The 24,644-nt window shown below is 52.0% G+C and carries 17 protein-coding genes; 10 read left to right on the top strand and 7 right to left on the bottom strand.

Going from position 1 to position 24,644, the window contains the following annotated elements; genetic code table 11:
• The first annotated feature begins 44 nt into the window (after positions 1-44).
• Positions 45-434: a DUF2799 domain-containing protein gene (locus BZG20_RS10065; protein WP_077578917.1), complete on the top strand. Its 390-nt coding sequence runs from the start codon at positions 45-47 to the stop codon at positions 432-434.
• Between the two features lie 13 nt (positions 435-447).
• Here the strand turns inward: BZG20_RS10065 and btsR are convergent, their stop codons facing one another.
• Complete coding sequence (btsR, locus tag BZG20_RS10060; RefSeq protein WP_077578915.1) at positions 448-1,164, bottom strand: two-component system response regulator BtsR; 717 nt, start codon at positions 1,162-1,164, stop codon at positions 448-450.
• Positions 1,161-2,858, bottom strand: coding sequence for a sensor histidine kinase (locus tag BZG20_RS10055; RefSeq protein WP_046074129.1), 1,698 nt, complete (start codon positions 2,856-2,858; stop codon positions 1,161-1,163). The genes btsR and BZG20_RS10055 overlap by 4 nt, the downstream gene beginning before the upstream one ends.
• A gap of 179 nt (positions 2,859-3,037) precedes the next feature.
• On the opposite strand from BZG20_RS10055, the gene BZG20_RS10050 reads away from it, so the two are divergent.
• From BZG20_RS10050 to BZG20_RS10035, 4 genes are all read left to right on the top strand, one after another.
• Positions 3,038-4,114 (top strand): 3-deoxy-7-phosphoheptulonate synthase, encoded by a 1,077-nt coding sequence (locus tag BZG20_RS10050; RefSeq protein WP_046074130.1) that lies wholly within the window; start codon positions 3,038-3,040, stop codon positions 4,112-4,114.
• A gap of 3 nt (positions 4,115-4,117) precedes the next feature.
• Entirely contained in the window at positions 4,118-5,251 is a 1,134-nt protein-coding gene (tyrA, locus tag BZG20_RS10045; RefSeq protein ID WP_077578913.1) for a bifunctional chorismate mutase/prephenate dehydrogenase, read from the top strand.
• A gap of 420 nt (positions 5,252-5,671) precedes the next feature.
• On the top strand, positions 5,672-5,785 hold the full coding sequence (locus tag BZG20_RS16175) for a DUF3800 domain-containing protein (protein ID WP_241828697.1): 114 nt from the start codon (positions 5,672-5,674) through the stop codon (positions 5,783-5,785).
• Positions 5,786-5,851: 66 nt separating this feature from the next.
• The gene (locus BZG20_RS10035) at positions 5,852-6,361 is read left to right on the top strand and encodes a DUF3800 domain-containing protein (protein WP_046074219.1); all 510 of its coding nucleotides are present in this window, start codon (positions 5,852-5,854) and stop codon (positions 6,359-6,361) included.
• A gap of 69 nt (positions 6,362-6,430) precedes the next feature.
• Here BZG20_RS10035 and pheA read toward each other — a convergent pair whose 3' ends face one another.
• From pheA to BZG20_RS10015, 4 genes are all read right to left on the bottom strand, one after another.
• Entirely contained in the window at positions 6,431-7,615 is a 1,185-nt protein-coding gene (gene pheA, locus BZG20_RS10030; RefSeq protein ID WP_046074132.1) for a prephenate dehydratase, read from the bottom strand.
• A gap of 259 nt (positions 7,616-7,874) precedes the next feature.
• On the bottom strand, positions 7,875-8,225 hold the full coding sequence (raiA, locus tag BZG20_RS10025; protein ID WP_046074133.1) for a ribosome-associated translation inhibitor RaiA: 351 nt from the start codon (positions 8,223-8,225) through the stop codon (positions 7,875-7,877).
• A 394-nt stretch (positions 8,226-8,619) separates the two neighbouring features.
• Positions 8,620-9,651 (bottom strand): 2,3,4,5-tetrahydropyridine-2,6-dicarboxylate N-succinyltransferase, encoded by a 1,032-nt coding sequence (gene dapD, locus BZG20_RS10020; protein WP_074213325.1) that lies wholly within the window; start codon positions 9,649-9,651, stop codon positions 8,620-8,622.
• A 223-nt stretch (positions 9,652-9,874) separates the two neighbouring features.
• Positions 9,875-10,183: a YebG family protein gene (locus BZG20_RS10015; protein ID WP_077578910.1), complete on the bottom strand. Its 309-nt coding sequence runs from the start codon at positions 10,181-10,183 to the stop codon at positions 9,875-9,877.
• An 83-nt stretch (positions 10,184-10,266) separates the two neighbouring features.
• On the opposite strand from BZG20_RS10015, the gene BZG20_RS10010 reads away from it, so the two are divergent.
• The 3 genes from BZG20_RS10010 to BZG20_RS10000 all read left to right on the top strand — a co-directional run bounded on the left by BZG20_RS10010 (position 10,267) and on the right by BZG20_RS10000 (position 17,237).
• Positions 10,267-10,950, top strand: a complete 684-nt coding sequence (locus tag BZG20_RS10010; protein ID WP_046074136.1) for a DNA-3-methyladenine glycosylase I — start codon at positions 10,267-10,269, stop codon at positions 10,948-10,950.
• Positions 10,951-11,084: 134 nt separating this feature from the next.
• Positions 11,085-14,465, top strand: coding sequence for an exodeoxyribonuclease V subunit gamma (recC, locus tag BZG20_RS10005; protein WP_077578908.1), 3,381 nt, complete (start codon positions 11,085-11,087; stop codon positions 14,463-14,465).
• A gap of 525 nt (positions 14,466-14,990) precedes the next feature.
• A complete protein-coding gene (locus tag BZG20_RS10000) occupies positions 14,991-17,237 on the top strand; it encodes a CehA/McbA family metallohydrolase (protein ID WP_046074138.1) in 2,247 nt (748 codons plus the stop codon).
• A 131-nt stretch (positions 17,238-17,368) separates the two neighbouring features.
• Here the strand turns inward: BZG20_RS10000 and BZG20_RS09995 are convergent, their stop codons facing one another.
• Positions 17,369-18,979, bottom strand: a complete 1,611-nt coding sequence (locus tag BZG20_RS09995) for a methyl-accepting chemotaxis protein (RefSeq protein WP_077578906.1) — start codon at positions 18,977-18,979, stop codon at positions 17,369-17,371.
• Positions 18,980-19,226: 247 nt separating this feature from the next.
• Here BZG20_RS09995 and recB point away from each other — a divergent pair, with 247 nt between their 5' ends.
• Positions 19,227-22,808, top strand: a complete 3,582-nt coding sequence (recB, locus tag BZG20_RS09990) for an exodeoxyribonuclease V subunit beta (RefSeq protein WP_077578905.1) — start codon at positions 19,227-19,229, stop codon at positions 22,806-22,808.
• Positions 22,805-24,643: an exodeoxyribonuclease V subunit alpha gene (gene recD, locus BZG20_RS09985; protein WP_077578903.1), complete on the top strand. Its 1,839-nt coding sequence runs from the start codon at positions 22,805-22,807 to the stop codon at positions 24,641-24,643. Before recB ends, recD begins: the two co-directional genes overlap by 4 nt.
• The last annotated feature ends 1 nt before the right edge of the window (position 24,644 follow it).

The raw sequence follows: 24,644 nt of genomic DNA, 5'->3' as shown, positions 1-24,644 counted from the left end.
CTCAGCTTCTGCTGGGGCTTTTTTATGTAGGGGAAGGGTTTAGCATGATAAAAACGTTTTTAGCACTATGGGGTGTCGTACTGTTGGTCGGATGTGCCGCATCGACTACCCAAGGCTTGGTTGATGAGCAGAACTGGTATGGACTTGGCGAGCAAGATGGACAGCGCGGGTTGCCACAGCGCTCGTTAAGCGATTTGCGGACGTTAGCCTCTGAGGCTGGCGAGACCATCAATGCCAACTATCTCGATTACGAGCAAGGCTATATTCATGGTATTGACGCCTATTGCGATCCCAAGCATGCCTACCAACTGGGATTAGATGGCAACCCCTATATGGGCGTGTGTGAAAGTCGCCCTGGCTCTCAGCGTTTTAGAATGGAGTGGCAGCGCGGCTACAACGACTTTCAAAGCCAAGCAAATGGGCTTTTCTACTAACGCGCGGTGAGAGTTACTGGCATAAGCCCAGCTTGTCTTTCAGTGTTTTGAGATAGCGGCGGCTCACAGGTACCACATAGGCAGATTGCGTGATCACTTCGGCAAGGCCGTTGTCGAGTAACTGGATTTCGCGGATAGTGGCCGGATGCACTAAGTATTGGCGATGACAGCGTATTAAGGGGGTTTTGTCTTCCAAAACCTTGAGTGAAAGGTGCGTGGTAGACTCGCCTTTTGCTGTGAGTAGCGCGACCCCACTTAGCGCGGTACGTGCGACCTCCACCTCTTGGTGAGGGATCAACGTAATTCGATTGTGTCCGGCGCAAGGGAGCAAATCCAACGCGGGCGTGATCACTTGGTAGTCGTGTTTCTGGCTCAGCTCACGGGTGAGTTTTTCCAGTGATTTCTTCAATCGTCCAGTTTCGATGGGTTTGAGCAAATAGTCGAATGCATTTTCCTCAAACGCTTGTACGGCGAATTCATCATAGGCGGTCACGAACACCACCTTGGGCATGGTGTCGGGGTCGAGCATCGCGAGTAGCTCTAAACCGGTCACGCGAGGCATCTGAATATCTAAAAACACCACATCGGGGCGGGTTTGATTGATGGCTTTCAGCGCGTCGATGGCATTGTTGCACTGTCCAACCACCTCAACGCCACCGAGTGCCAGTAACTCATCTTCCAAGGCTTCACGCGCATGAAGCTCATCATCAACAATCAATGCCTTTATCATCCCTGTCTCTCCTTGTTGGGGGCTTGATAGGTTAAGGGCAGAGTAACGGTTGCCCGCGTCCACACATCGGGCTGACAGGTCATTTTCAGCGCGTATTGGCTACCAAACAACCCGCGCACGCGCTTATCGACAATACGCATCCCTAGTCCTGAGTGTTGTGCTGCCGGTTGATAAAGCCCGGCATTATCTTCCACTTGTAAATACAGGCATTCGCCTTCTTGCCAGCCACGGATCACAATTTTACCGCCTGCCATCAATTGACTGATCCCATGCTTCACGGCGTTTTCAACCAAAGGTTGTAAGGTAAAGCTTGGGATCACCGCGTGTAAGATAGCCGGGTCAATCTGCTTTTCAACACTCATACGATCGGCAAAGCGGGCATGTTCGAGCTCTAAGTACGCATCAAGATGACTCAGCTCTTGCTCAAGCGACACCGTTTCGCGATTTTGCTTGAGGTTGCTGCGAAAGAAGGTTGATAAGTGCTGGATTAACTGGCGAGCACGTTCCGGCTCACGCCTGACCACCGCACTAATGGTATTTAAGGCATTGAACAAAAAGTGCGGGTTCACTTGGGCGCGCAACAAGTTTAACTCGGCTTGGGTGAGCAAGCTTTGTTGGCGCTGATAACGCCCGGTCAAAATCTGGTTGGAGAGGAGTCGCGCGATCCCCTCACCCATGGTGACATTGATCGCCGAGAAGAGTTTCCGTTTAGGCTCATAAAGCTTCACCGTGCCTAGCACATAACCATCACCGCCGCGCAATGGGATCACCAGCACTGAACCGAGTTTGCAGTAAGGTGATAACGAACAGCAGTAGGGCGTATCGGCGCCATCGATATAAATTAATTGATCATCGGCAATCGCGCGACGGGTGTAATCTGAGGCAATAGGCGTACCGGGCAGGTGGTGATCATCGCCAATACCGGTAAAGGCGAGGATCTTTTCGCGATCGGTAATTGCGACGGCCCCGACCCCTGTCTCTTGCTGAATAATGGCAGCCACTTGTTCACTGCTTTGCTGATTAAAGCCGCTACTTAAAATACCGACCGATCGTTCAGCAATTTTTAGCGCCTTACTGGAAAACGCCGCTGAATAGCGTTCGAACAGGGTTTTTCGGTCGACAATAATACTCATAAACATCGCGGCACCGACTGAGTTAGCGATCACCATGGGCGCAGCAATCGCGCTGACTAACTCGTATGCACGGCTAAAGGGCTCAGCCACCGCGAGAATAATCGCCATTTGCACCAGCTCGGCGACAAATGTCACCCCTAACACTACGGTAGGGGAAAATAAACGGCTGGTTTGGTTGCGGGACACTAAGTAGCGGTGCATTAAACCACCAATTAACCCTTCGGCGGTTGTCGATATAGCGCAGGCGAGATCGGTAAAGCCGCCTAAACTGTAACGGTGCAGCCCGCCTGTCAGCCCAACCAAAAACCCCACGACCGGCCCGCCCAGTAATCCCCCCATCACCGCGCCAATTGCGCGAGTATTGGCAATCGCATCTTGGATACTTAAACCAAAGTAGGTGCCGAGAATACAAAAGCCTGAGAAGAGGAAATAACAAACGACTTTATGCGACAGCCGTCCTGAGATACTCAGTAGTGGCATAAACGCCGGCGTTTTACTCAGCAAATAGGCGATCACTAGATAAACGCTCATTTGCTGCAAGAGGGAAAGAACCAGGGCCATAACCACCCACACAAAAATCACGGATAGGTTATAGTAACGATTGACGGTTTAAGACTCTATCTTAAATTCTAGTGTAAACTTAAATTTACTAAGTAAATTAAATGATACACTCACTATTGCTTTTAGAATAGAGCCTGGTATTGTCGTGTAAAACCTAATGAACAACTCAAGGCAAGGCTATGCAGCAAGACTCGGTAACCAATATCCACATTCGTGACGAGCAGGTGCTTCTCACACCAGAGCAGCTCCGTGCCCAGTTCCCGATTGAAAAAAGTACTCGTGCGGCGATCAGCCAAGCGCGACAAACCGTGGCGGATATTATTCACAAACGCGATCACCGCTTGTTAGTGGTGTGTGGCCCTTGCTCCATTCATGATGTAGAGGCGGCCAAAGATTACGCGCGTCGTCTGAAAGCCTTGTCGGATGAGCTGAGTGATCATTTGTTTATTGTAATGCGGGTTTACTTTGAAAAACCACGCACCACCACTGGCTGGAAAGGCTTAATCAACGATCCGCATCTGGATGGCAGCTTTGACGTGGAGTCTGGCTTAAAGCAAGCGCGTGGTTTGCTCACGGATTTAGCGCAAATGGGGATCCCGCTGGCCACCGAAGCACTGGATCCGATCAGCCCGCAATACATAGGCGATCTGTTTAGCTGGGCGGCGATTGGTGCGCGCACCACCGAGTCGCAAACCCATCGTGAAATGGCCAGTGGACTGTCGATGCCAATCGGCTTTAAAAATGGCACGGATGGCAATCTGGCCACCGCCACCAATGCGATGAAAGCCGCTGCGTCTGGGCACCGGTTTATGGGGATCAACCAAGCCGGCCAAGTAGCGTTATTGAATACCCAAGGTAACCCAAACGGCCATGTGATCCTGCGCGGCGGCAAGCAAACCAACTACGACTCAGTGTCTGTCGCTGAATGTGAACAGCAAATGGAAGCGGCGGGACTAAATCCGTCTCTCATGGTGGATTGTAGCCACGCTAACTCACGTAAAGATTATCGTCGCCAACCGCTGGTGGCGGAAGATGTGATCCATCAAATTAAACAAGGTAACCGCTCTGTGATTGGCTTGATGATCGAAAGTCACCTCAATGCTGGCAACCAATCAGCGGATCTGCCGAAAGATGAGATGGCGTACGGTGTGTCGATCACCGATGCGTGCATTGATTGGGCGTCTACCGAACAATTGTTGCGTCATGCTCACCAAGAGCTGGCAACCTCTCTTCAACAACGTATTCAACAGGGCTAAATCATGGTGGCAGAACTGAGCCGATTGCGCGATCAAATCGATGATGTCGACAAGCAAATGGTGAGCTTGCTCGCGCGCCGTTTAGAACTGGTCGCAGAAGTGGGAGAGGTAAAAAGCCAACATGGCTTGCCCATTTATGCGCCGGACCGTGAAGCAGCGATGCTCGCTTCGCGTCGTCAAGAAGCACAGTCGCAAGGCGTGCCACCAGACTTAATTGAAGATGTGCTGCGTCGTACTATGCGTGAATCGTACAGCAGCGAAAACGACTCTGGCTTTAAGTGTCTAAACCCGGATTTACGCCAGGTCGTAGTCATTGGCGGTAAAGGGCAGCTAGGGGGGTTGTTCGCGCGCTTGTTTGCGCTTTCTGGCTATCAGGTCACTGTGCTGGATAAAGACGATTGGGAGCATGCGGATACCTTGCTGGCTGACGCGGGTATGGTGGTGGTGTCGGTACCCATTGACGTTACGGAAGCGGTCATTAATCAATTGACCCAACTGCCAGATGACTGCTTATTAGTGGATCTCACCTCCATCAAATCAGGTCCGCTACAAGCGATGTTAGCCGCGCATTCAGGCCCAGTGGTCGGTCTACACCCGATGTTTGGCCCCGATGTGGCCAGCCTTGCCAAGCAGGTGATTGTTTATTGCGACGGCCGACATCCTGAGGCATACCAATGGTTGCTCGAGCAATTTCGGATTTGGGGCGCTGGGCTACACCGGATCAGCGCCATCGAGCATGATGAAGGCATGACGCTGATCCAAGCGCTGCGCCACTTTACGTCGTTTGTTTACGGCGTGCATCTGGCAGAAGAAAACCCCCACTTAGATCAGCTTACCGCGCTAAGCTCACCGATTTATCGCTTAGAGCTTGCCATGGTGGGGCGCTTGTTCGCCCAAGATGCGGGTCTGTATGCGGATATTATTATGTCCTCGCCGCAAAACCTGGCGATGATCAAACGCTTTTATCAGCGTTTTGGGGAAGCGATTGATTTGCTCGAGCAACATGATAAGTCCACGTTTGTCGATGCCTTCGCGCAAGTGGAAAACTGGTTTGGCGACTATGCCCCACGCTTTTTACAAGAAAGCCAAGGCTTGTTGCGACAAGCCAACGACGCCACCCACCGCACCGTGACCTAGTCAAGGCTCACCTTTTCAAGGGGGCAGGAGGGTAGAGAGCCACACAGATAAAGTGAGATAGCGTGTATATCGATATGAGGGACTAAGAACTGGATCGCATGGATAAAGTGATAGGGTATTTATAATCAGGCTCGCACGTGGAAAAGTGAGTCTTTGTAGTAGGCTAAGCGGATTCGAAAGTATTATTTCGTCGCTATGAGATGTACGGTCATTGCGTGTTTGAGGCTACAGCAAGCGGTCGAAAGCGTATTAGAACTATCGTTGCAGAGTCTGTGATTTAGGGATATAGTTATCGAGCGGTTGGAAACAATCTATGGTGTGCTGCCTTGTTGTAGTGCACTGAGCTCGTAGCTCTTTCCGCCGCCTTCTTTCCCCCCATTTCCTTTCGTTGCGACTCTCTATTATCTTAGGGGTTCGTATATGTTTTTGTTGTACGCAGATGAATCCGGCACGCCTGGTGGCGCAGACCAAGAGCATTTTGTTCTCGCTGGCTTTAGTGTGTTCGAGCGCTCTGCACATTGGCTTTCTCTTTAGTTAGATAAAATCGCGGCAATCTTCAATCCACAAGACCCCCACGCTGTTGAACTCCACGGCGCCCCCATGCTTGCGGGGCGAGGCTTTTGGCGGAAGTTTGATAAAGAGTTGCGCCTAGAAGCCATCAAACAGGCTCTTAGCTTAATTGATGGGCGTAAATTTAGAATATTTGCATCAGTTGTAAGAAAAGGTGCCATCTCTCCAAATGATCCTGTTCATTATACCTTTCAACAAATTGTAACCCGCTTCGATCATTTCTTAGCCAGACAACATGTTCACTTCAATAATACCCAAAGAGGTCTGATTCTTTTTGACAAGAGCAGCAAAGAAGCACCGATTCAAGCACTCGCTAAAGCGTTTAAACTCGATGGTCATGACTGGGGGCGGCTGAGGAATATGGCAGAAGTCCCTGCCTTTATCGATTCTGAAGCAACAAGATTGATTCAACTCGCGGACCTGATTGCTTACGCGTTGTTTCGTTATTACGAAAAAAAGGACGGTCAGTTTTTCGACCTTATTGAGCGAAAATTTGACTATTTTGGGGGTGTTCAGCATGGACTTCACACGGTGGTTTAAGCGATATGATAATGATTAAAGCGCCAAAAGCCCACATCGTGGGCTTTTGGCGTTAATGGCTACTCGCGATTATTCGTTGCTGTCCGGCAGCGATACCTCGGTGGGGGAAATGGTCTCTGACGGGTAGCAGCCGAGCACTTTTAGATAACGGGTCAGGGTGGTGAGCTCGTCCAGCGCACTTTGCATCAGGTTGCTGGCCATATTGGCTTCAACATCGACGTAAAACATCTCTTCCCATGGGTTGCCAAGCACGGGCCGAGATTCGAGCTTGGTCATATTGATGCCGCGCTCGCGCAGTACCATTAAACACTCCACCAAGGAGCCGGCTTGCTGCGAGGTCGACATGATAAAGGTGGTCTTAGCAGGGGTCAGTGACGACACTTTAACCGGCTTGCGGGCCACGACAATAAAGCGGGTGTGATTTTGCTGTTGGTTGGCTATCTCGCTCTTAATCGCGGTTAAACCGTAAAACTCACCACTTGCCGCATGACCAATCGCGGCGACGTTGGGCTGGTTTAAATCCGCTACTTGTTGCATGGCTTCAGCGGTGCTGGAGCAATAAATCTTCTTCACTTTACCCAAGGTGTCAATGTATTCGCTGCATTGCTGGTGCGGCTGCGGGTGGGCATACAAGGTATCAATTTGACTTGGGTCTTGGTCACCGACGGTAAGCAGGCAGTGGTCGATAGGCAGCGTGAGCTCACCGACAATCGATAAACGCGTGTGCTGCAGCTGATCGTACACTTCATTGATTGAGCCAGAACTGGTGTTCTCTACGGGTAAGATGCCGTAATCGGCATGGCCGGTTTCTACCGTTTCTACCACCTTTTTAAAGCTGTCGCAGGCCATTTCCACCAGTTCGGTTTGCTTGCGGCTAAAGTATTGGCGCGCGGCGAGATAGGAATATGAGCCTTGGTTGCCCAGGAAAGAAACCCGTGCCACTGGACGCTGATTGTCTGGGTTGGCCAGGTTTTGCAGATAGCGCTGCTGGATAAGTACCGAGTCTTCGATAATGGTGTGAAACAGACTCAATACATAGTGGGCGTCTAGCTGGTGATCTTGCGCTTTGGTCACCAGTTTTTCTAATAAGGCTTGTTCGCGGGCTTGATCGCGAATCGGTTTTTGCACGGCGACTTTGTTTTTGGCGACATCTAGGCTTAAGCGACGGCGCTCGGCCAATAGTGTTAGCAGCTCTTGATCAAGCTGGCTTATTCGCGTGCGTATCTCATCCAGTGGGCGTGGTGTGTCTGGCATACATTATCCTTGTTCTAATACAAAAAAACCTCCCGGTTGGGAGGTTAGTGCGCCAGGCTGATTAGGCTTAGCACGCTTCCTCCCGCGTTGGCGAGATAAAAAAGAAGCGAAAAAAACGAACGAGAATCAGCATTGGGCGTTGTGTTGTTATGTTTGCGTATGGATTAACCATATGGGGCGCAGGCAGGCGTGTCAAGGATCAAAAAGCCCCGCGAGGGCAGGGCTAACATGTTTAGCGAGTTAGGTGTTGCGCTGAGGGTTAGATTTCCTCATCGGCTGGATTTTCTTCCATCGCAACCGTCGCGGCTGATTTATCGTTACGGCGCGCTTCGCCTTTGTGTTGGACCTTATTCAGTTGCTTCTCGAGTTTTTGGCCCACCTCGTTAATCGCTTTGTACATGTCGTCGCTTTCGGCAGAGGCAACCAGTGTTGAACCTGGTAGCCCAGCTTTCGCTTCCACTTTGAACTGGTGGTTTGGCTCCTTACTGATCACAGCATGAGGATTGATGAGTGCCACCTGCCACTTGGCCAGCTTTTCAAAGCGGCTTTCGATGCGCTCACGGATGGCGGGAGTGATTTCGATGTTTTTGCCTGCAATTTCCACTCTCATACTCTTTCCTCTTTGTTCCCCTGTATTAGGTTCATCTTCAGATTACCGCTTTCCATTATTGATAACGTGACTTAGCTCATGTTTAAAGGGGGGAAGGATATCGATAGAAGGATCTGTGAGCACCTGCGAATCCTGACATCGAAAAGGTCGGAAAAGCCTTGAACTCAATGCCAAAAATGCTACGTTGGGAGAGGTCACGAACGCTGATTTACCCGCCAGTCAGGGTCGCCTCGCGCCTGTTTATTTTCCTCGTTTTCGCTTGTGGTTAAAATGTGCCACAAACCTGCTTGTGCTTTTTGGCGTATTGCGGTGACGCGATAGTGATTCAAGCAAAGCGGACATAAAAAAGGCGACCAAGTTGGCCGCCTTTGAACAGAACTAAAATCGGGCTTGATTAGTTATTCGCGTGTAGCTCGTGGTTGAGCTCGACCGCCGTTTTGTTGGTTAAGCATTCAACCGCTCCCGTTTTTGAGTTGCGGCGTAGCAATAGGTCCGACTTACCGGCCAAATCACGTGCTTTGATGCTTTCGACCACATTGCCGTCAGCGTCGAGCATGGTGACTTTGGTGCCTGCGGTGACATACAGTCCTGACTCGATGGTGCAACGATCGCCTAATGGGAAACCAAGGCCAGCATTGGCACCCAACAGTGAGTTCTCACCAATTGAGATCACAATCTGGCCGCCGCCACTTAGCGTCCCCATAATGGATGCACCGCCGCCAATATCGCTACCTTGACCGACCATCACACCCGCAGAGATACGGCCTTCAATCATGCTCTTGCCTTCGGTGCCGGCATTGAAGTTGATAAAGCCTTCGTGCATCACCGTGGTGCCTTCACCCACATGGGCGCCCAAGCGAACACGGGCGGTATCAGCAATACGCACACCGGCAGGCACCACGTAATCGGTCATTTTCGGGAATTTATCCACGCACTCAACGGTCAATGTTTCGCCTTTCAGACGCGCTTCCATCTGACGCTCAGGCAGTTCCGGCAAGTCGATTGGGCCCTGGTTGGTCCAAGCAATGTTGTGCAGCAGGCCAAAGAGTCCGTCTAGCACCACACCGTGTGGTTTGACTAAGCGGTGCGAGATCAGCTGAAGCTTGAGGAAGCCTTCAGCCACCGATGCGGGTTTGCTGTCGTTTTCTAGAATAACCAGCACCAGTGGCTGTGTGGTTTGTTGAGCCTTGCTCGCAAAGTTAGCTGCCTTTTGAGCGCCAGCGGCGGCGAAGGCTTCACTGATTGCAGCGCAGGTTTCTGGTGCAACCTCTAGTACCTGATTACCGGCGCTATAATCGGTTAGCGCGCTTAGGGCACTTACCAGATCATCACTAGGATTAAGCAGGGGCGCTGGGAAATAGGCTTCAATGATTTTACCGTCCTGGTTTTGAGTGGCGGTACCGAGTGCCAGAGCAAAGCTTGCCATTGGGGGGAATCTCCTTGTGTCGTTGGGCTTAAAACATCAAACACTTCATCTTAAAGACAAGCGGCGGTGGTTGGAAGCGCTTAACGGCTGGCGGAGGCAAAAACCGTTACAGGTCAGCGCACCGATTCATTTTGATGCATAGTCATCAGGAGACAGGCATAAAAAAAGCAAGCCAAGTGGGCTTGCTCTTTCGCGGATGCTAAAAGGGTCAGCAATCACAACTTTAGGCCGCATCGGCGTCTTTGTCGTCGCGACTCTCGTCCGCTTTGTTCTCGCTTTTTGCCGGCTTTTTCTTTGCCGCCTTGCGTTTTGCGCCCAGTGCTTCAAGCACCGAGTCTTTGTGTTGAGCAAGGTATAGCGACAAGGCTTCACGCTTTTCTTCGTCGTCTACCAGTTCGCTTTCTCCAATCAGATCGAACATGGCATCCGCCATATCCAACATTCTGTCGTAGGCGTCGGCTTCAGCTTTGGAGGTAAATGTCATCTTTTCTTCTCCCTCGCGTTCGACCACGTACTTGACGATAACGGCCATAATTACCCTCTCTTCGTTGATTTACTGTCTTTTTATACAGTAGGATAAGGGCCATTGTCCACTGACCCGGCCATGATTGTGACATGAGAGAAAAATTTAGCACCATTTATCAACGTGCCGCTGAGCGCAAAGGCGGTCAACGCGAGGTAGAGCGCATGTTGGTGGCACCGCTTGCGCCTCATGCCTTGTGTGAGATACCGGATGATCGCTGGTTAGCGGCGTTTAGTCAGAAGGTGTTTCAATCGGGCATTAGTTGGCAGGTCGTCCGTAAAAAGTGGCCGGGGTTCGAAGAGGTATTCTGGGGCTTTGATATTGAGAAAATGCTGCTGATGCCACCGGAAATGTGGGAAGAAAAAGCCACCAACCCAGCGATTATTCGTCACCTTACCAAGGTGATGACGATTCCGCACAACGCGGAAATGATCCACCGCGTGCAGCAATCGCACGGCAGTTTTAGCCAGTTTGTCGCCGATTGGCCCAGCGAGGATATTGTCGGTTTATGGCAGTATTTAAAAAAACACGGTAAGCGTTTAGGCGGTAATACCGGTGCTTATACCTTGCGCCGAATGGGCAAGGACACCTTCTTGTTCACCCGTGATATCGAGCACTACCTGCGCGCGACTAAAATCGTTGATAGCGGTCGAGAGACCAAGCGGGCGATGCAAGCCGCGCAACAGGCATTTAATGAGTGGCAGCAAGAGTCGGGGCGTTCACTGAACCATATCAGCCAGCTGATCGCATTCAGTGTGGGTGACAATCGCGTGTAATCGCTCAGCGATTTGCCGCATTATCACGCGCTTAACAAGTCGTGTGCGAGGTCGCGGTGTGTCGGTAGCGGTTTGCGCTTAGTACGGCAATCGGCCACAATCGATGCCAGTTATCTTTCCCATGTGAGCGCCTTGTGTTTACTGTTTATCACTCTAATCAGCTCGATCTGTTAAAATCGCTGTTGGTCTCCCTGATCCAGCAGCGTCCGCTGTCTGACCCCTTTCAAAAAGAACTTATTCTGGTGCAAAGCCCCGGCATGGCGCAGTGGTTAAAAATGGCACTCGCCAACGAGCAGCAGATTGTTGCAAACGTCGAATTCCCACTTCCCGCTACCTTTATCTGGCAGTTGTTTGTGCGGGTGTTGGATGGCGTGCCTGAGCGCAGTGATTTCAATAAAGAGGCGATGACATGGAAGCTAATGGACATCTTACCCAGCTGTCTGGATGCGCCAGAGTTCGCTGATTTAGCCGCGTATTTGGAAGATAGCCAGGATCAGCAACGCGCTTACCAGCTGGCCGAAAAAGTGGCCGATATTTTCGACCAGTATTTGGTCTATCGCCCCGAGTGGATGCTGGCATGGGAGCAAGAGCAACCGGTACCCGAGCTTGACGATGTGCAGCCTTGGCAGCAAAAACTGTGGCGTCGCTTATACGATCACACATTGGCGCTGGGCCAATCGCCTTACCATCGCGCTAACTTGTATCAAGAGTTTATCGATACCTTAACCAGCCATCAGCACAAGCCTGCGGGGCTGGCTGATATTGAACGGGTGTTTGTATTTGGCATCTCCGCGCTCCCACCACGCTATCTGGATGCGTTGCAAGCACTGGGCGAGCATGTGGAGGTGCATTTTATGTTCACCAACCCATGCCGTTATTATTGGGGCGATATTCGCGACAAGCGCTATCTGGCTAAACGTGCCGCATTGGCGCGGGATAAAATCAGCCGAATTGAAGACATCCCCGCCGAGAGCCAATTGGCACTGGGGCTTGATGAGCCCGAGCACGGTGAAGTAGGGAACAGCTTGCTGGCGTCGATGGGAAAACTGGGGCGCGATAACTTACTGCTGCTCTCAGAAATGGCCTGTAATGAGATTGATAGCGGCTTTGTTGAGGTCAACCGCGATAATCTGCTCCATCATCTCCAAGCCGATATTTTGGATTTGAATGAGCCGGGCGATCCCAAGCAGACTGAAACCAGTGCGGCGAAAACAGAAATCGAGCCAGATGATGCTTCCATCGCAATCCATGCCTGTCACAGCCCGATGCGCGAAGTCGAAGTGCTGCACGATCAGCTACTCGCGATGTTTGAGGGCAACCCATCACTGAGCCCCCGCGATGTGATTGTGATGGTGGCGGATATCAATGCCTACAGCCCCGCCATTCAAGCGGTGTTTGGTAATGCGCCGAGTGAGCGTTTTATTCCCTTTTCCATCTCAGATCGCAGCGCCGATCAAGAAAGCCCGGTGTTAGCCGCCTTTTTGCGTCTGCTCACCCTGCCTGATAGTCGATGCAGTGCGGCGGAACTATTGGAAATTCTTGAGGTGCCGGCGGTGTCGCGCCGTTTTGCCATCGACAGCCAACAGTTTGATCAGATTAAGCAGTGGGTGGAAGAAACCGGCATTCGCTGGGGGCTTGATACCCATACCGCGAGTCAATTTGCCTTGCCCGAGCAGTATCAGAATACGTGGCTATTTGGCCTGAAACGTATGCTACTCGGCTACGCGATGCCGAGTGAGGCCGGCTTGTTTGCAGACACCGTCCCTTATGATGAAGTCCAAGGGCTTAATGCGGAGCTGGCGGGGCGTTTAGGGTTGTTTATAGACACATTGATCCACTACCAGCAACAACTGGCGATTGAATGCGATGGCAAGGCGTGGGTGGCGCGGTTGACTCAAATGCTGGATGACTGCTTCGCCATTGAAGGGGATGAAGAGTTAGCAGTCAAATTAATCCGTACCCAGTTAGACAGTTGGCTGACACAGCTTAGCGATGCCGCCTTTACCCACACGCTAACCTTGCCCGTGGTGCGCGATTACTTTAATGGTCGCCTCAACAACGAGCGAGTCAGCCAGCGCTTTTTGGCCGGACAGGTCAACTTTTGCACCTTGATGCCGATGCGCTCTATTCCCTTTAACGTGGTGTGTCTGCTTGGGATGAATGATGGCGTGTACCCGCGCACTGTGCCTAGCGTCGGATTTGATTTGATGGTGGGCCGCACGCGGGCAGGGGATCGCTCGCGTCGCGACGATGATCGTTACCTGTTTTTAGAAGCGTTGCAGTCAGCACAGCAGCGTTTATATATCAGTTATGTCGGGCGCTCAGTGCAAGATAACAGCTTAAAAGTCCCGTCGGTGCTGGTTACCGAGCTGCTTGAATATTGTACCCAAGGCTACTGTTTGGCCGGTGACCGCGATTTACCCGAAGTCCAGTCACGTCAGCGGCTGGAAGAGACGCTTATCCAGACGCATCCGCTCACTCCCTTTAGCCCAGAGGCGTTTGCTCATGATGGTAGCTACGCGCAAGAGTGGCTACCGGCTGCCAAAGGGCAAGGGACGCAACTGCCGGCATTTATGGATGATGCATTAAGCCCTGATCCGGATAGTCATATCGATCCTGTGATTGAGTTGGCTGAGTTGCAGCGCTTTTGGCGGTTGCCCGTGCGCTATTTTTTCCAACGCCGCTTGAAAGTCTTCTTTGAGCAGTTAGAAGCGCCGTTAGAAGAATTTGAACCCTTTAGCTTAGATACCTTGCACCGCTTTCAGCTGCGCGATCAGCTATTAGCCCACTTTATTGAGACTGATGACAGCCCCCAAAGTGTGCAGGACTTTATGGCCCGACAGCGAGGACAGGGCAAGTTGCCCTTAGCGTACTTTGGCGAATTGACCTTGGATACGCAAGTTACGGTGATCCGTGATATGTACCAACGCTTAACGCCATTGCTCGCCGCACCGCGCCCCGATCTTGAACTCAATCTGACCCTTCCTACTGCCTTGGGTGAGGTACAACTGCAAGGTTGGCTCAATCGGCGTTATCAAGACTGCTTGGTTCGCTTTCATTGTGGCGATCTGACTGTACGTCATCAGCTTTCAGTATGGATTGATCATTTATGCCAATGCGCAATGGGCGAAGCCGTGCCGAGTACGCTGGTGGGAGTGAAAGAAACCATTGAGTTTTCCCCACTCAGCAAAGATGACGCGCGAGCACACCTACATGCCTTGGTTGAAGACTATCAACAGGGCCTGAATCAGCCACTTACCTATCTGCCAAGCTCAGTCGGGGCGGGGATAAAAGCCCGAGATAGTAAAAAAGGCTTTGATAACAGTGAAACCAGCCAAGACAAAGCGCTGAAATCGATACGCGATGCCTTTGTGGGAGGCTTTAATCCTGGCGAAGGACAAAACCCTTACGTTTACCGTGTTTGGCCGCAATGGCGTGAAAGCCTCGGCCAAGCGCTGTTAGCAACAGGCGATCGCCACTTAATGCCGATGTTAGCGCAGCGACAAAAACACTAGCATGCAGTGAAGTCCGCATCATAGGCGCGATGTGGCCTCTGTCTCTTCCTCTCCACGCTTCCCCCTGTTAGCCAAGTTGATGCTTGGCTTTTTATTGTGCATCGATTGTCTTTAAAAGCATGATTTTTGATGTTCTTTTTGTGTTTTTATTCATTATAGTTGAGTAAATATCTAAATGTGYGCGCTAAATATCATTAAAGAGTGAGCAGGAGGTGCGTCAATACGTCGGCGTTTAGTGCGACAATTGTTATCAATTTGTTGGTCAAAGATTGCGCGACTTGCGCCTCGTTAGGGGTCAATCTATTTGGGGTCTAAATATTTTTTAAACGATCATTTGAATAGTGGGTTTCAGAAAAAGTTATCATAATATCAGTATCTTGTGGTTTTTTAATTTGTTAGTGGACGTATTAAATGTGTGGTTTTGTAGGGTTTTTACGATGTTTTTTATTTGAACGTGTAATTAACTTAACGCACAATGTCATCGAAAATTCACATAACAAACCATGAAAAAAAGGAAGTGCCTTCATGCATAAATTCTCAAAAAGCGCAGTGGCAACCTTAGTCTCTGGCCTTTTGTTGGGTGCCTCAGCGCACGCCGACGTCAGCATTACTCAAGGTAAGACTGCAATCCCAGATGGCGAGGCAACGCATGCCCAAGACATCACGGTAAAAAATGAGCATGTCGCGTTCGCATTGGCGGTTGAGTCTGCGCCACCATGGGGCGTGCCACGTGGTACCTTGGTGGACCTCGCGGCGGTGAAAAATGGCAAAATTGATCTAGACCGAGTCGCTTTTGCAGATTTCATCCCTAATAGCTGGTCGGCTTGGCCGAACGATCGTAAGTCGATTGACATTGTGGAAGACAGCGATGAAAAAGCGGTGATCAAAGTGAGCCGTAACTTCGACAAGGTCGACATTACCACTTGGTACACCTTGGAAGCGGGTTCTGATTCGATTGGACTCAAAACCGTGATGAGCAACCAAGGCGAAGACGACCTTGAGCTAGAATCAGGCCACACGATTTGGCCGGATACGGGCTATCAGTTCGCGGTACCAGGTCTTGAAGGCAATGAAGAAGCGATGGCCGATAATGCCCTAGCCGATCGCATGGTGGCGTATGACCGTGATTGGGCGTTCGCACTGCATGCGCCTTATTTTGATCGCATCAAATATAACGGCCGCGATATGTATTTGGGTCACACGCTTAAAGCGGGCGAGACCCGTACCTTTGACTCAAAGCTCCAGGTTGTTCCCAACGGCGATATGGCACCGATTGTCAAAGCGGAAGCCGAGCGTCATGGCGAAGCGACGGGCACCATTAGCGGCCAATTGCGCGCCGACAACGGTAACGTGCCTGCCGATGCGATTGTGATGATTGAAAAAGACGGTCACCCTTACGCGTGGACGCTTGCCAAAGAGGGTCAATACAACATGGCATTGCCAGAAGGTAAGTACCAAGTGTATGGCACGGCAACTGGCCATGCGAACAGCCAACCGCAATCTATTACCGTCAGTGCCGATAGTGAACAAACACTGGATTTCACATCGCTGAAAAGCCCAGCGACGCTTGCACTTAACGTGGAAGAAGCGGCCTCTGGTGTAGCCAAAGATGCGCGTGTGACTATCATTGAAGGCCAAGCGCCACCGGTTGAATTTTTGGGTAAGCGTACCTTCTTCACTGATTTGCTGCCTGCCGGCCATGCCGAGCTAAAACTGGCACCGGGTGAATACAAGTTAGGCATTAACGCCGGTGCGGGCTTTACTGCAGAATCACAAACTTTGGATGTAACGCTCGAGTCGGGCAAAACCAACCAACAAGTGGTGAAAGTGCCTCAGGTGACTTTCCCTAACCGTAACCATTGGTATGGCGCTGACTTGCACCACCACGGCAATGTGCTGGAAGGGGTAACACCTCCAGAAATCGTGGTGCGTGCTCAGTTGGCAACTGACTTGGATCTGACCTTTATCAGTGATCATGACTCCACCATTAATCACAAAGTGTTTGCTGACCTATCAGCAAAACGTGGCGTACCTTTCATTCCATCGATTGAGATCTCGCCATCGTGGGGACACATGAACCCATTCCCCATCGACAATGGCGCCGCGCTGACGGTCGATCCGGGTACTGATGACGTGCACACCTTGATTGATGCTGCGCATGAGATGGGCGCAGAAGTGGTGCCGATGAACCACCCATATAACGATTATGGCTACTTCACCAATATCGCTAAGGATGCGGTGCCGGGTGGTAAGACCGATCGTTTCGACCTGATGGAGCTCAACGCACGTGTCGATAACGAGCCGACCCTTGAAAAAGCGCACAAGCTTTGGGATCAAGGCGAAGCCATGTACCTCACAGCCGGTACCGATACTCATGATGCGTGGAACCAGCTTACCGGTCGTATTCGTATGATGGCCAATGTTGATGGTGAGCTAACGCCTCTTGCCTTTGCCAAAGCGTTGAAAGCAGGTCACGGCTATGCCACTCAGGGGCCCATTCTGTACCCACAAAACATCATGTTTGGTGAAACCGCCAAGGCTGGTGATAAATGGGATATCAATGTAGTCGCCGCTGATGGTCTCAAAGAAGTGCGCTTAATCGGTCAAGGTGGTGAGGTGCTAAACAGCATCACCATTAACCCCGAAGAGAGTACACAGCGCCTTGAGCTATCACTGCCTATTCCTGCGGATGCAGAAGGTTGGATCAACCTAGAAGTGGAAGACAAAGACGGCAGCACGGCATGGACCAACCCAGTTTGGCTTCAGTCGTAAGCGTTACGTCTCAATCAATGAACCAAGGCCAGCCATGCTGGCCTTTTTAATGTTCGCTTTTTAGGGCGTCATCGCTCACCGCCAAGGAGCCACCAAGTCGTCTTGGTGATCCTTTCACTGTTAGGGCTTTATCAGTGTGAAAATAGCGAGAGACCTTGCTTTACACGCTGGCTGAGTGACAGTGCTTTATCGGTCAGTTCACGGGTATCATCGCTGGCTTGGGCATTTTGATGAGACACTTCGGTGATAGCTGCTAGGTTCTTGGCCACTTCCTCGGCGGCAGCTGCTTGCTGAGTGGTTGAAGTCGCCACTTGGCCATTCAAAGCGGCGAGTTCTTGAACCTGAGTTTGTAACGCGGCCATATCACGACGCGCCGCCTGTGCGTCATTGACACATGTTTGTGTTTGTTGTTGACCATCCGCCATACTGCTGACTGCATTGTCGGCCCGAGCTTGCAGCGTGCCGACAATATCACTGATGCGTGTGGTCGACTCTTGCGTGGATTGCGCTAATTGGCGAACCTCATCGGCAACCACTGCAAATCCACGTCCCGCTTCACCCGCTCGTGCTGCCTCAATCGCTGCGTTAAGGGCAAGTAGGTTGGTTTGCTCGGAAATGGTGTTAATGACGGTAGTCACATCACTGATTTGTTGGGTGGAGTCGGCGAGTTCACGTAAGATCTCAGACGTATCGTCGACGCGTTGCTGCACGGTTTCCATCGCGCTGGTAGCGCGTTGCAAACTGCCATCGACATCGTTGATGAGCTGTGTGGCGCTATCGGTTTGAGAAGCATTCGACTCGGTAAGGTATTGCACGTCACGTACGGCGGTAGAAAGCTCTTCGACGGCACTTGCCACAGAGTCGAGAGTGCGATTTTGTTCTTCAACCGCACGAGCGGTGCTGGCAGCCAGGCTTGCGACTTCTTCACTACCTTGATGCTGCTCGCTTACATTGGTATCTACCTGCGAGATCAGCCGCTGCAGCGCATCCAAAGCTTGGTTGGTATGCTGACTCATGTCGCTAATCTCATCGCGACCATACACGGTCGCGCGTTGAGTAAGATCGCCCTCAGCGAGTGAAGATATGACATGGCGCAGCGCCATGAGCGGTGTCAGCATCGCTCGGGAAAGGGCACTGGCAAGTACAATCATCACCGCGCTAATCAGAGCTGTCACTCCTGCTGCGTTGAGCGCTTGCTGCCACGCCTGTGCGCGTAGGTCATCCAAGTAGAACCCTGAACCAACCATTAAATCCCAAGGACCAAAACGCTTCACCACACTGAGCTTTTCTACCGCTTGATGACTACCGGGCTTTTGAAATGTATACCGCGCGATCCCCCCATTAGCTTGATTAGCGGCCTGGGTCAGAGCGGGTAAAATCGATTGGCCATCGGCATCAACAATTTGCCGCGTGTTTTTGCCTACTGCACTTTCGGCACCAGCAATCATCACATTATTGCGATCGACGATAAAAAAGTAGCCGGCTTGGCCATATTTGAGTGCGCTGACAGCATGAAGAACGGATTCGGGGGGCGTGTCTTGGTTGGGGTATTGTCGGTGCATAGCATCAAGATAGTGCCATGCCATATCGACCTTTTTGTGCATCTGGGCTATGCGCTCTTGCTTGATGGCCTCAAAATGGGAAAAAGAAAGGTAAGCGGCCAAACTGACGAGACTTAATACGGCTAAGCCAACTAAAAGTAAGAGCTTATTACGCACCGAGAGTCGGTGGATGAGTGGCATGGTGATACTCCCTGTATGAGTTTTATATGAGTGATAGTTATAAGCAGTCCATTATTAATAGAATTAAAACTAAATATCAAGTCATGATAATGAGTATTAATATCACTTGAGAGGTGTGAGCATGAATAAAAGTCAATGAGTCGGGCAGGAAAATCTTAGCGAGCTCAGCACGGTTGTCTCGGCCTGAATATGTTTTCCCCCAAGGGGTTGCTACAATAGCGGGCAGACTAGGCGATGAAATAATGATATGGAACCGCAGATCCTCAACCCGCTCACCTTGCCACTTGATGGCGTCCGATTAATCGAAGCCTCCGCTGGCACCGGCAAGACATTTACGATTGCTGGCTTGTACCTGCGATTGTTACTTGGGCATGGCCGCGCAGCGCCGTGTCGGGTCGAGCAAATACTGGTGGTGACTTTTACCGAAGCGGCAACCCAAGAGCTGAAAGACCGTATTCGGCGTCGCATTCATGAGGCGCGTTTTGCCTTTATGCGCGGTGAGAGTGACGATCCTATCATTGGCCCTTTGCTTGCAGAGGTAAGCGATCATAAAACCGCGGCGCAGCGACTGTTAGAGGCCGAGCGTCAGATGGACGAAGCGGCTATCTATACCATTCACGGTTTTTGTCAGCGGATGCTGACCCAAAATGCGTTTGAATCGGGCAGCCTGTTCAGTCATGAATTTGTCACCGATGAGCGACAGATCAAAGCGCGCGCGGCGGCCGATTTTTGGCGTCGTCGTTTTTATCCGTTGCCTAAATCGTTAGCCGGTGTGGTGAGCAGCTACTGGCCCGCACCGGAGGCCTTATTAAAAGAGATTGCGCCCTATTTATCCGGACCGGCTGTCACGGTTAAGGCGCCTGATCTCGGCGAAGATCTCATGGCGGCACACCAAGCGGCGATTGCCAAGATTGATGCGGTGAAGCGCGCATGGCGCGAGGCGGGGGAACAGATCACCGACCAGCTAAGCGCCGCCAAGCTCGATGGCCGCAGTTATCGCAAAGACCATCTGGCGAACTGGCTGAATGCGATGGAACAATGGGCCAATGCCGAGACGCTTGATTACCAATTGCCCGACAAATTGGAAAAATTCGCCCAACAAACCTTGGCGGCCAAGAGTAAAGCTGAGCCACCGAGTCTGGCGCTATTTGATCACATTCAGGCATTGGTTGATCAGCCGCCGACGTTAAAACCGGGATTGACCGCACTGGCGATTAAAGAAGTGCGGCAGCTGCTCCGCCAAGAAAAACGTCGCCAAGGGTGGCTCTCGTTTGACGATCTCCTTTCTCAGCTTGCCAGCGCACTTGACCAAGATAGCCAAGGCCAGTTGGCCGCGCGTATTCGCAGCTTATATCCGGTGGCAATGATTGATGAATTCCAAGACACCGACCCGCTGCAATATCAGATTTTTAGCACTGTCTATCAGCCGCCAGTGGCGGACGATACCCCTGTATTCGAAGATCAAGAAGAAGGGGGGGAGCGCACCGGTTTAATGATGATTGGCGACCCTAAGCAGGCGATTTATGCCTTCCGTGGTGCCGACATCTTCACCTATATTCATGCCCGTGCGCAGGTGAGTGATCACTACAACCTTGCCACTAACTGGCGCTCGACAGATGGTATGGTGCGCGGGGTCAATGCCTTGTTCTCACGTGCGAAGGCACCGTTCGTTTATCAAGACAGCATTCCCTTTTTAGAGGTGGCCTCTTCGCCTAGTGCCAAACAAAAAGCGCTGGTGGTGGAGGGAAACGAGCAGCCCGCGCTCACCTTTTGGCATCACAGCCCGGATGAATTGTGTACCAAGCAAGATTTTGAACAGACCTTGGCGGTGAGTACCGCACAGCATATCACTCAGGTACTCAATCAATCGGTGGCGGGCAATAGTTATCTACAAACGCCTTCCGGCCAAGCCGACATTCAGCCGCACAATATCGCTGTGTTGGTGCGCACCGGACGCGAGGCACAGCTGGTCAAGCAAGCGCTGGCCGAAAAAGGCGTGGCGTCTGTCTATCTTTCCAACCGTGATAATGTGTTCGCCAGCCCCGTCGCCAGTGATATTGAGCGTATCTTAGTGGCGGTGATGCAGCCTGAAAACGAGCGTAAGTTGCGAGCGGCACTAGCCAGCCCCTTATTTGGCTTGACCGCCGAGCAGTTGGCGTTACTCAATCAAGACGAAGCCTTGTGGGAGCAAGAGGTGGTGGCCTTTAGCCATTACCGTGATACCTGGCAGCGCCGTGGGGTGATGCCGATGCTTCGCCAAGTCGCCAGTGCCCGCCAAGTGGCAGAAAACTGGTTGGCGATGCCGCAAGGCGAGCGCTGTGTGACCGACTTTTTGCATATAGCGGAGTTGCTGCAAAGTGCCAGCCAGCAATTGGACAACCCACACGCGCTGATCCGCTGGCTACAAGAGCGAATGGCCGAGCCGGCTCAACAATCGGAAGAGCAGCAGGTGCGGTTGGAGTCGGAGCGTGATTTGGTGCAAATTGTCACCATCCATAAATCGAAAGGCTTGGAATACGATCTGGTTTACTTGCCGTTTGCTTGTCAGTATCGCGAAAGCAGCCAACCGTTTTATCACGATGAACAGTATCAGCCAGTGCTGGCGCTGGATAATGTCGATGAAGGCAAAGAGCGGGCTGAAAAAGAGCGGCTGGCTGAAGATATCCGCTTGCTGTACGTGGCGGTGACCCGTGCCGTGTATGGGTGTTTTATCGGCTGTGCACCTCTTAAACAAGGTAACAGTCGGCAAAAAGACTCGGCCTTGCACCTAACGGCCCTCGGTTATTTGCTCCAGCATGGAGAAGCCGGTGATGCTAGCCTGCTGGCCGAGAGTTTGGCTGGATTAGCAAGCGCGAGCGATGCGGTGGCTGTGGTCGCCCCACCTGAGCCGGATGATAGCCGTTATGCCCCTCAAACAGGCTCCCACGAGGCGCTAAGCGCGCGTCAGTTTGGCGGCAAGATTGACCGTCAGTGGCGCTTAACCAGTTACTCAGGGCTGCTAAAACAAAGCCATCACATCAGTGCCTTGCCAACATTGGCCAGTTATGACTTGGACGCGGACGATGATCTCGCTGACGAGGAGACGGCGGATGTGGCGGTGGATCCTTGGTCGGTTTTTGCGTTTCCCAAAGGCGCGCGAGCCGGTACCTTTTTACACACCCTATTTGAAGAAGTGGACTTTACCGCCGATTTGATGAGTGAAGAAATCGCTGAGCTTATTACCCATCATCTTAGCTTGGAAAACTATGACCCACAGTGGTGCCCGATATTGCAGCAGTGGATGACACAGGTATTGAAACACCCGCTCAATGAGCACGGGTTGATGCTCAACCAAATTGATAATGCCAGTCGATTAACGGAGATGGAGTTCGTGATGCCTTTGGCCGCACTGGACTGCCAGCGACTGAACCGACTCGCCGCACGGTATGATGCATTGTCTGCCCGCGCTGGCCAGCTCACCTTTGACACGGCGCGCGGGATGCTAAAAGGCTTTATCGATTTAACCTTCCGCGCCGATGGCAAGTATTACGTGCTGGATTGGAAGTCGAACCATTTGGGGGATAGCGTGGCCGATTACCATCCTGAGGCGCTCAAAGAGGCGATGATCGCGCACCGATACGACTTTCAGTACCAAATCTATACCTTGGCGCTGCACCGCTTTTTGCGCCAGCGGATCCCAGATTATGACTACGACACCCATGTGGGGGGCGTGTTTTATTTCTTTTTACGGGGCGCCAGCGATAGCGGCGAGACCGGCGTATTCGCGCACCGTCCCGATAAGGCACTGATTGACGCCTTGGACAACCTCTTTGCTGGAGAGTCGGTATGAAGCAAGCATTAATGGCACTTTACCAGCGTGGGGAATTGCGGGCGATTGATGTGCAATTTGCTTGTTTGATGGGTGAAGAAGAAACTCAGTTAGACAAGGCCGCTATCACAGTATGGGCGGCACTGTTGAGTCGCGAAGTGGGCAAAGGCCATGTCTGCCTTGACTTGCACCAGTGGCAGCCACCCAGCGATGTCGCGTGGCAGCCCTTGCTGGAACATATTGATAGCCAAGCGCCAAGCGAGCAATTGGCGCAGGCCGCAGTCGTGTCCGATGGGATGCAGTCAACGCCCTTGGTGCTTGCCGGGCATCGATTGTATTTGCATCGCTACTGGCATGCCGAGCAGCAAGTGGCGGGGCATATTCGCCAGCGCCTCACGGCGCTATCGGTACCGGATGAGGCTAGACAAACCCTAGATAGCTTATTTGCCGCCTCACAGGCGGAGATTGATTGGCAAAAAGTGGCGGCAGCCACCGCGTTGACCCAGCCGTTTGCGGTGATTTCGGGAGGGCCGGGCACGGGTAAAACCACCACTGTTGCCCGTTTGTTGGCGGCGCTGGTGGCGTCGCACCACGCTGAACGCGCAACGTCTGCAGCGCTCACCATCAAACTGGTCGCTCCGACCGGTAAAGCCGCTAACCGATTGACTGAATCACTAGGGCGGGCGATTGCCGCTTTGCCTGTTGATCATGACGTAAAAGCGGCGCTGCCGACCCAAGCCAGTACCATTCACCGATTATTAGGGGCGATTCCGCAGCGGGTGGCGTTTCGCCATCATAAAAATAACCCCGTGCATGCGGATGTGTTGATTGTCGATGAAGCCTCGATGGTGGACTTGCCCTTGATGGCACAGCTGTTCGATGCCTTGGCGCCCTCAACACGCATTATTTTGCTGGGGGATAAAGATCAGCTTGCCTCTGTGGAAGCGGGGGCGGTGCTAGGGGATATTTGTCAGTACGCCGAGGCGGGCTATCCAGCGGCGCAGGCGGCGCGTTTAAGCCAGTTAACAGGCTTTGACGTACCCGAAAACCCAAATGCGCCAGCGATTGCCAGTGCCCTGTGTCTGCTGCGCAAAAGTTATCGTTTTGATGCTCAATCCGGCATTGGCCAGCTCGCCTTTGCGGTGAACCGAGGAGAGATGGCCGAGGTGGGGGCGGTGTTAAAACGCGGCTATAGCGATATTACCCACCATGTGCTGAGTGATGACAGCTATCAGACCCTGATGCAACAAGCGGTGGCAGGATATCGCGATTACTTAACGACACTCGATAATGCGAGGCTCGAAAACCCGTCATCAATGGTGGATGTGCTGAGTGCTTTTAGCCAATTTCGATTGTTATGCGCATTGACTGAAGGTCCGTTTGGCGTCGCTGGGCTCAACCAAGCCATTGAGCAGCACTTGGCGTCGGCAGGGCTGATCGCCAAAGAGCGTGACACCTGGTATCACGGCCGACCAATCATGATTTTGCAAAACGATCATGCTCTGGGGTTGTATAACGGTGATATTGGGATTGCGGTGCAGCATGAAGGGATCACGCGTGTGGCGTTTGAAACCCACGATGGCGAGGTGCGCTATTTGCTTGCCAGCCGTCTGCCTGCCCATCAAACCGCGTTTGCGATGACGGTGCATAAATCACAGGGCTCGGAGTTTGCGCACACAGTGCTGGTGTGTCCGCCCACCATTTCACCAGTGGTAACCCGCGAGCTGATTTACACCGGCATGACGCGGGCGAAGCGCCAGCTTGATCTTTACGCGTCTTGGCCGGTGCTGCGCCACGGTGTGGGCGCACGCACCGCCCGTTATAGTGGCTTGCCGGATGCCTTGTTGGCCCCTTGAG

The organism is Salinivibrio sp. IB868 (assembly GCF_001995655.1).
Taxonomy (GTDB): domain Bacteria; phylum Pseudomonadota; class Gammaproteobacteria; order Enterobacterales; family Vibrionaceae; genus Salinivibrio; species Salinivibrio siamensis.
The sequence above is the reverse complement of the archived record's forward strand: the minus strand, read 5'-3'. Positions and strand labels throughout refer to the sequence as shown.

What these genes read in the sequence shown, in the direction of transcription:
- BZG20_RS10065 (WP_077578917.1), top strand. Translation starts at nt 45, where the DNA reads ATGATAAAAACGTTTTTAGCACTATGGGGTGTCGTACTGTTGGTCGGA.
- btsR (WP_077578915.1), bottom strand. Translation starts at nt 1,164, where the DNA reads ATGATAAAGGCATTGATTGTTGATGATGAGCTTCATGCGCGTGAAGCC.
- BZG20_RS10055 (WP_046074129.1), bottom strand. Translation starts at nt 2,858, where the DNA reads ATGGCCCTGGTTCTTTCCCTCTTGCAGCAAATGAGCGTTTATCTAGTG.
- BZG20_RS10050 (WP_046074130.1), top strand. Translation starts at nt 3,038, where the DNA reads ATGCAGCAAGACTCGGTAACCAATATCCACATTCGTGACGAGCAGGTG.
- tyrA (WP_077578913.1), top strand. Translation starts at nt 4,118, where the DNA reads ATGGTGGCAGAACTGAGCCGATTGCGCGATCAAATCGATGATGTCGAC.
- BZG20_RS16175 (WP_241828697.1), top strand. Translation starts at nt 5,672, where the DNA reads ATGTTTTTGTTGTACGCAGATGAATCCGGCACGCCTGGTGGCGCAGAC.
- BZG20_RS10035 (WP_046074219.1), top strand. Translation starts at nt 5,852, where the DNA reads ATGCTTGCGGGGCGAGGCTTTTGGCGGAAGTTTGATAAAGAGTTGCGC.
- pheA (WP_046074132.1), bottom strand. Translation starts at nt 7,615, where the DNA reads ATGCCAGACACACCACGCCCACTGGATGAGATACGCACGCGAATAAGC.
- raiA (WP_046074133.1), bottom strand. Translation starts at nt 8,225, where the DNA reads ATGAGAGTGGAAATTGCAGGCAAAAACATCGAAATCACTCCCGCCATC.
- dapD (WP_074213325.1), bottom strand. Translation starts at nt 9,651, where the DNA reads ATGGCAAGCTTTGCTCTGGCACTCGGTACCGCCACTCAAAACCAGGAC.
- BZG20_RS10015 (WP_077578910.1), bottom strand. Translation starts at nt 10,183, where the DNA reads ATGGCCGTTATCGTCAAGTACGTGGTCGAACGCGAGGGAGAAGAAAAG.
- BZG20_RS10010 (WP_046074136.1), top strand. Translation starts at nt 10,267, where the DNA reads ATGAGAGAAAAATTTAGCACCATTTATCAACGTGCCGCTGAGCGCAAA.
- BZG20_RS10000 (WP_046074138.1), top strand. Translation starts at nt 14,991, where the DNA reads ATGCATAAATTCTCAAAAAGCGCAGTGGCAACCTTAGTCTCTGGCCTT.
- BZG20_RS09995 (WP_077578906.1), bottom strand. Translation starts at nt 18,979, where the DNA reads ATGCCACTCATCCACCGACTCTCGGTGCGTAATAAGCTCTTACTTTTA.
- recB (WP_077578905.1), top strand. Translation starts at nt 19,227, where the DNA reads ATGGAACCGCAGATCCTCAACCCGCTCACCTTGCCACTTGATGGCGTC.
- recD (WP_077578903.1), top strand. Translation starts at nt 22,805, where the DNA reads ATGAAGCAAGCATTAATGGCACTTTACCAGCGTGGGGAATTGCGGGCG.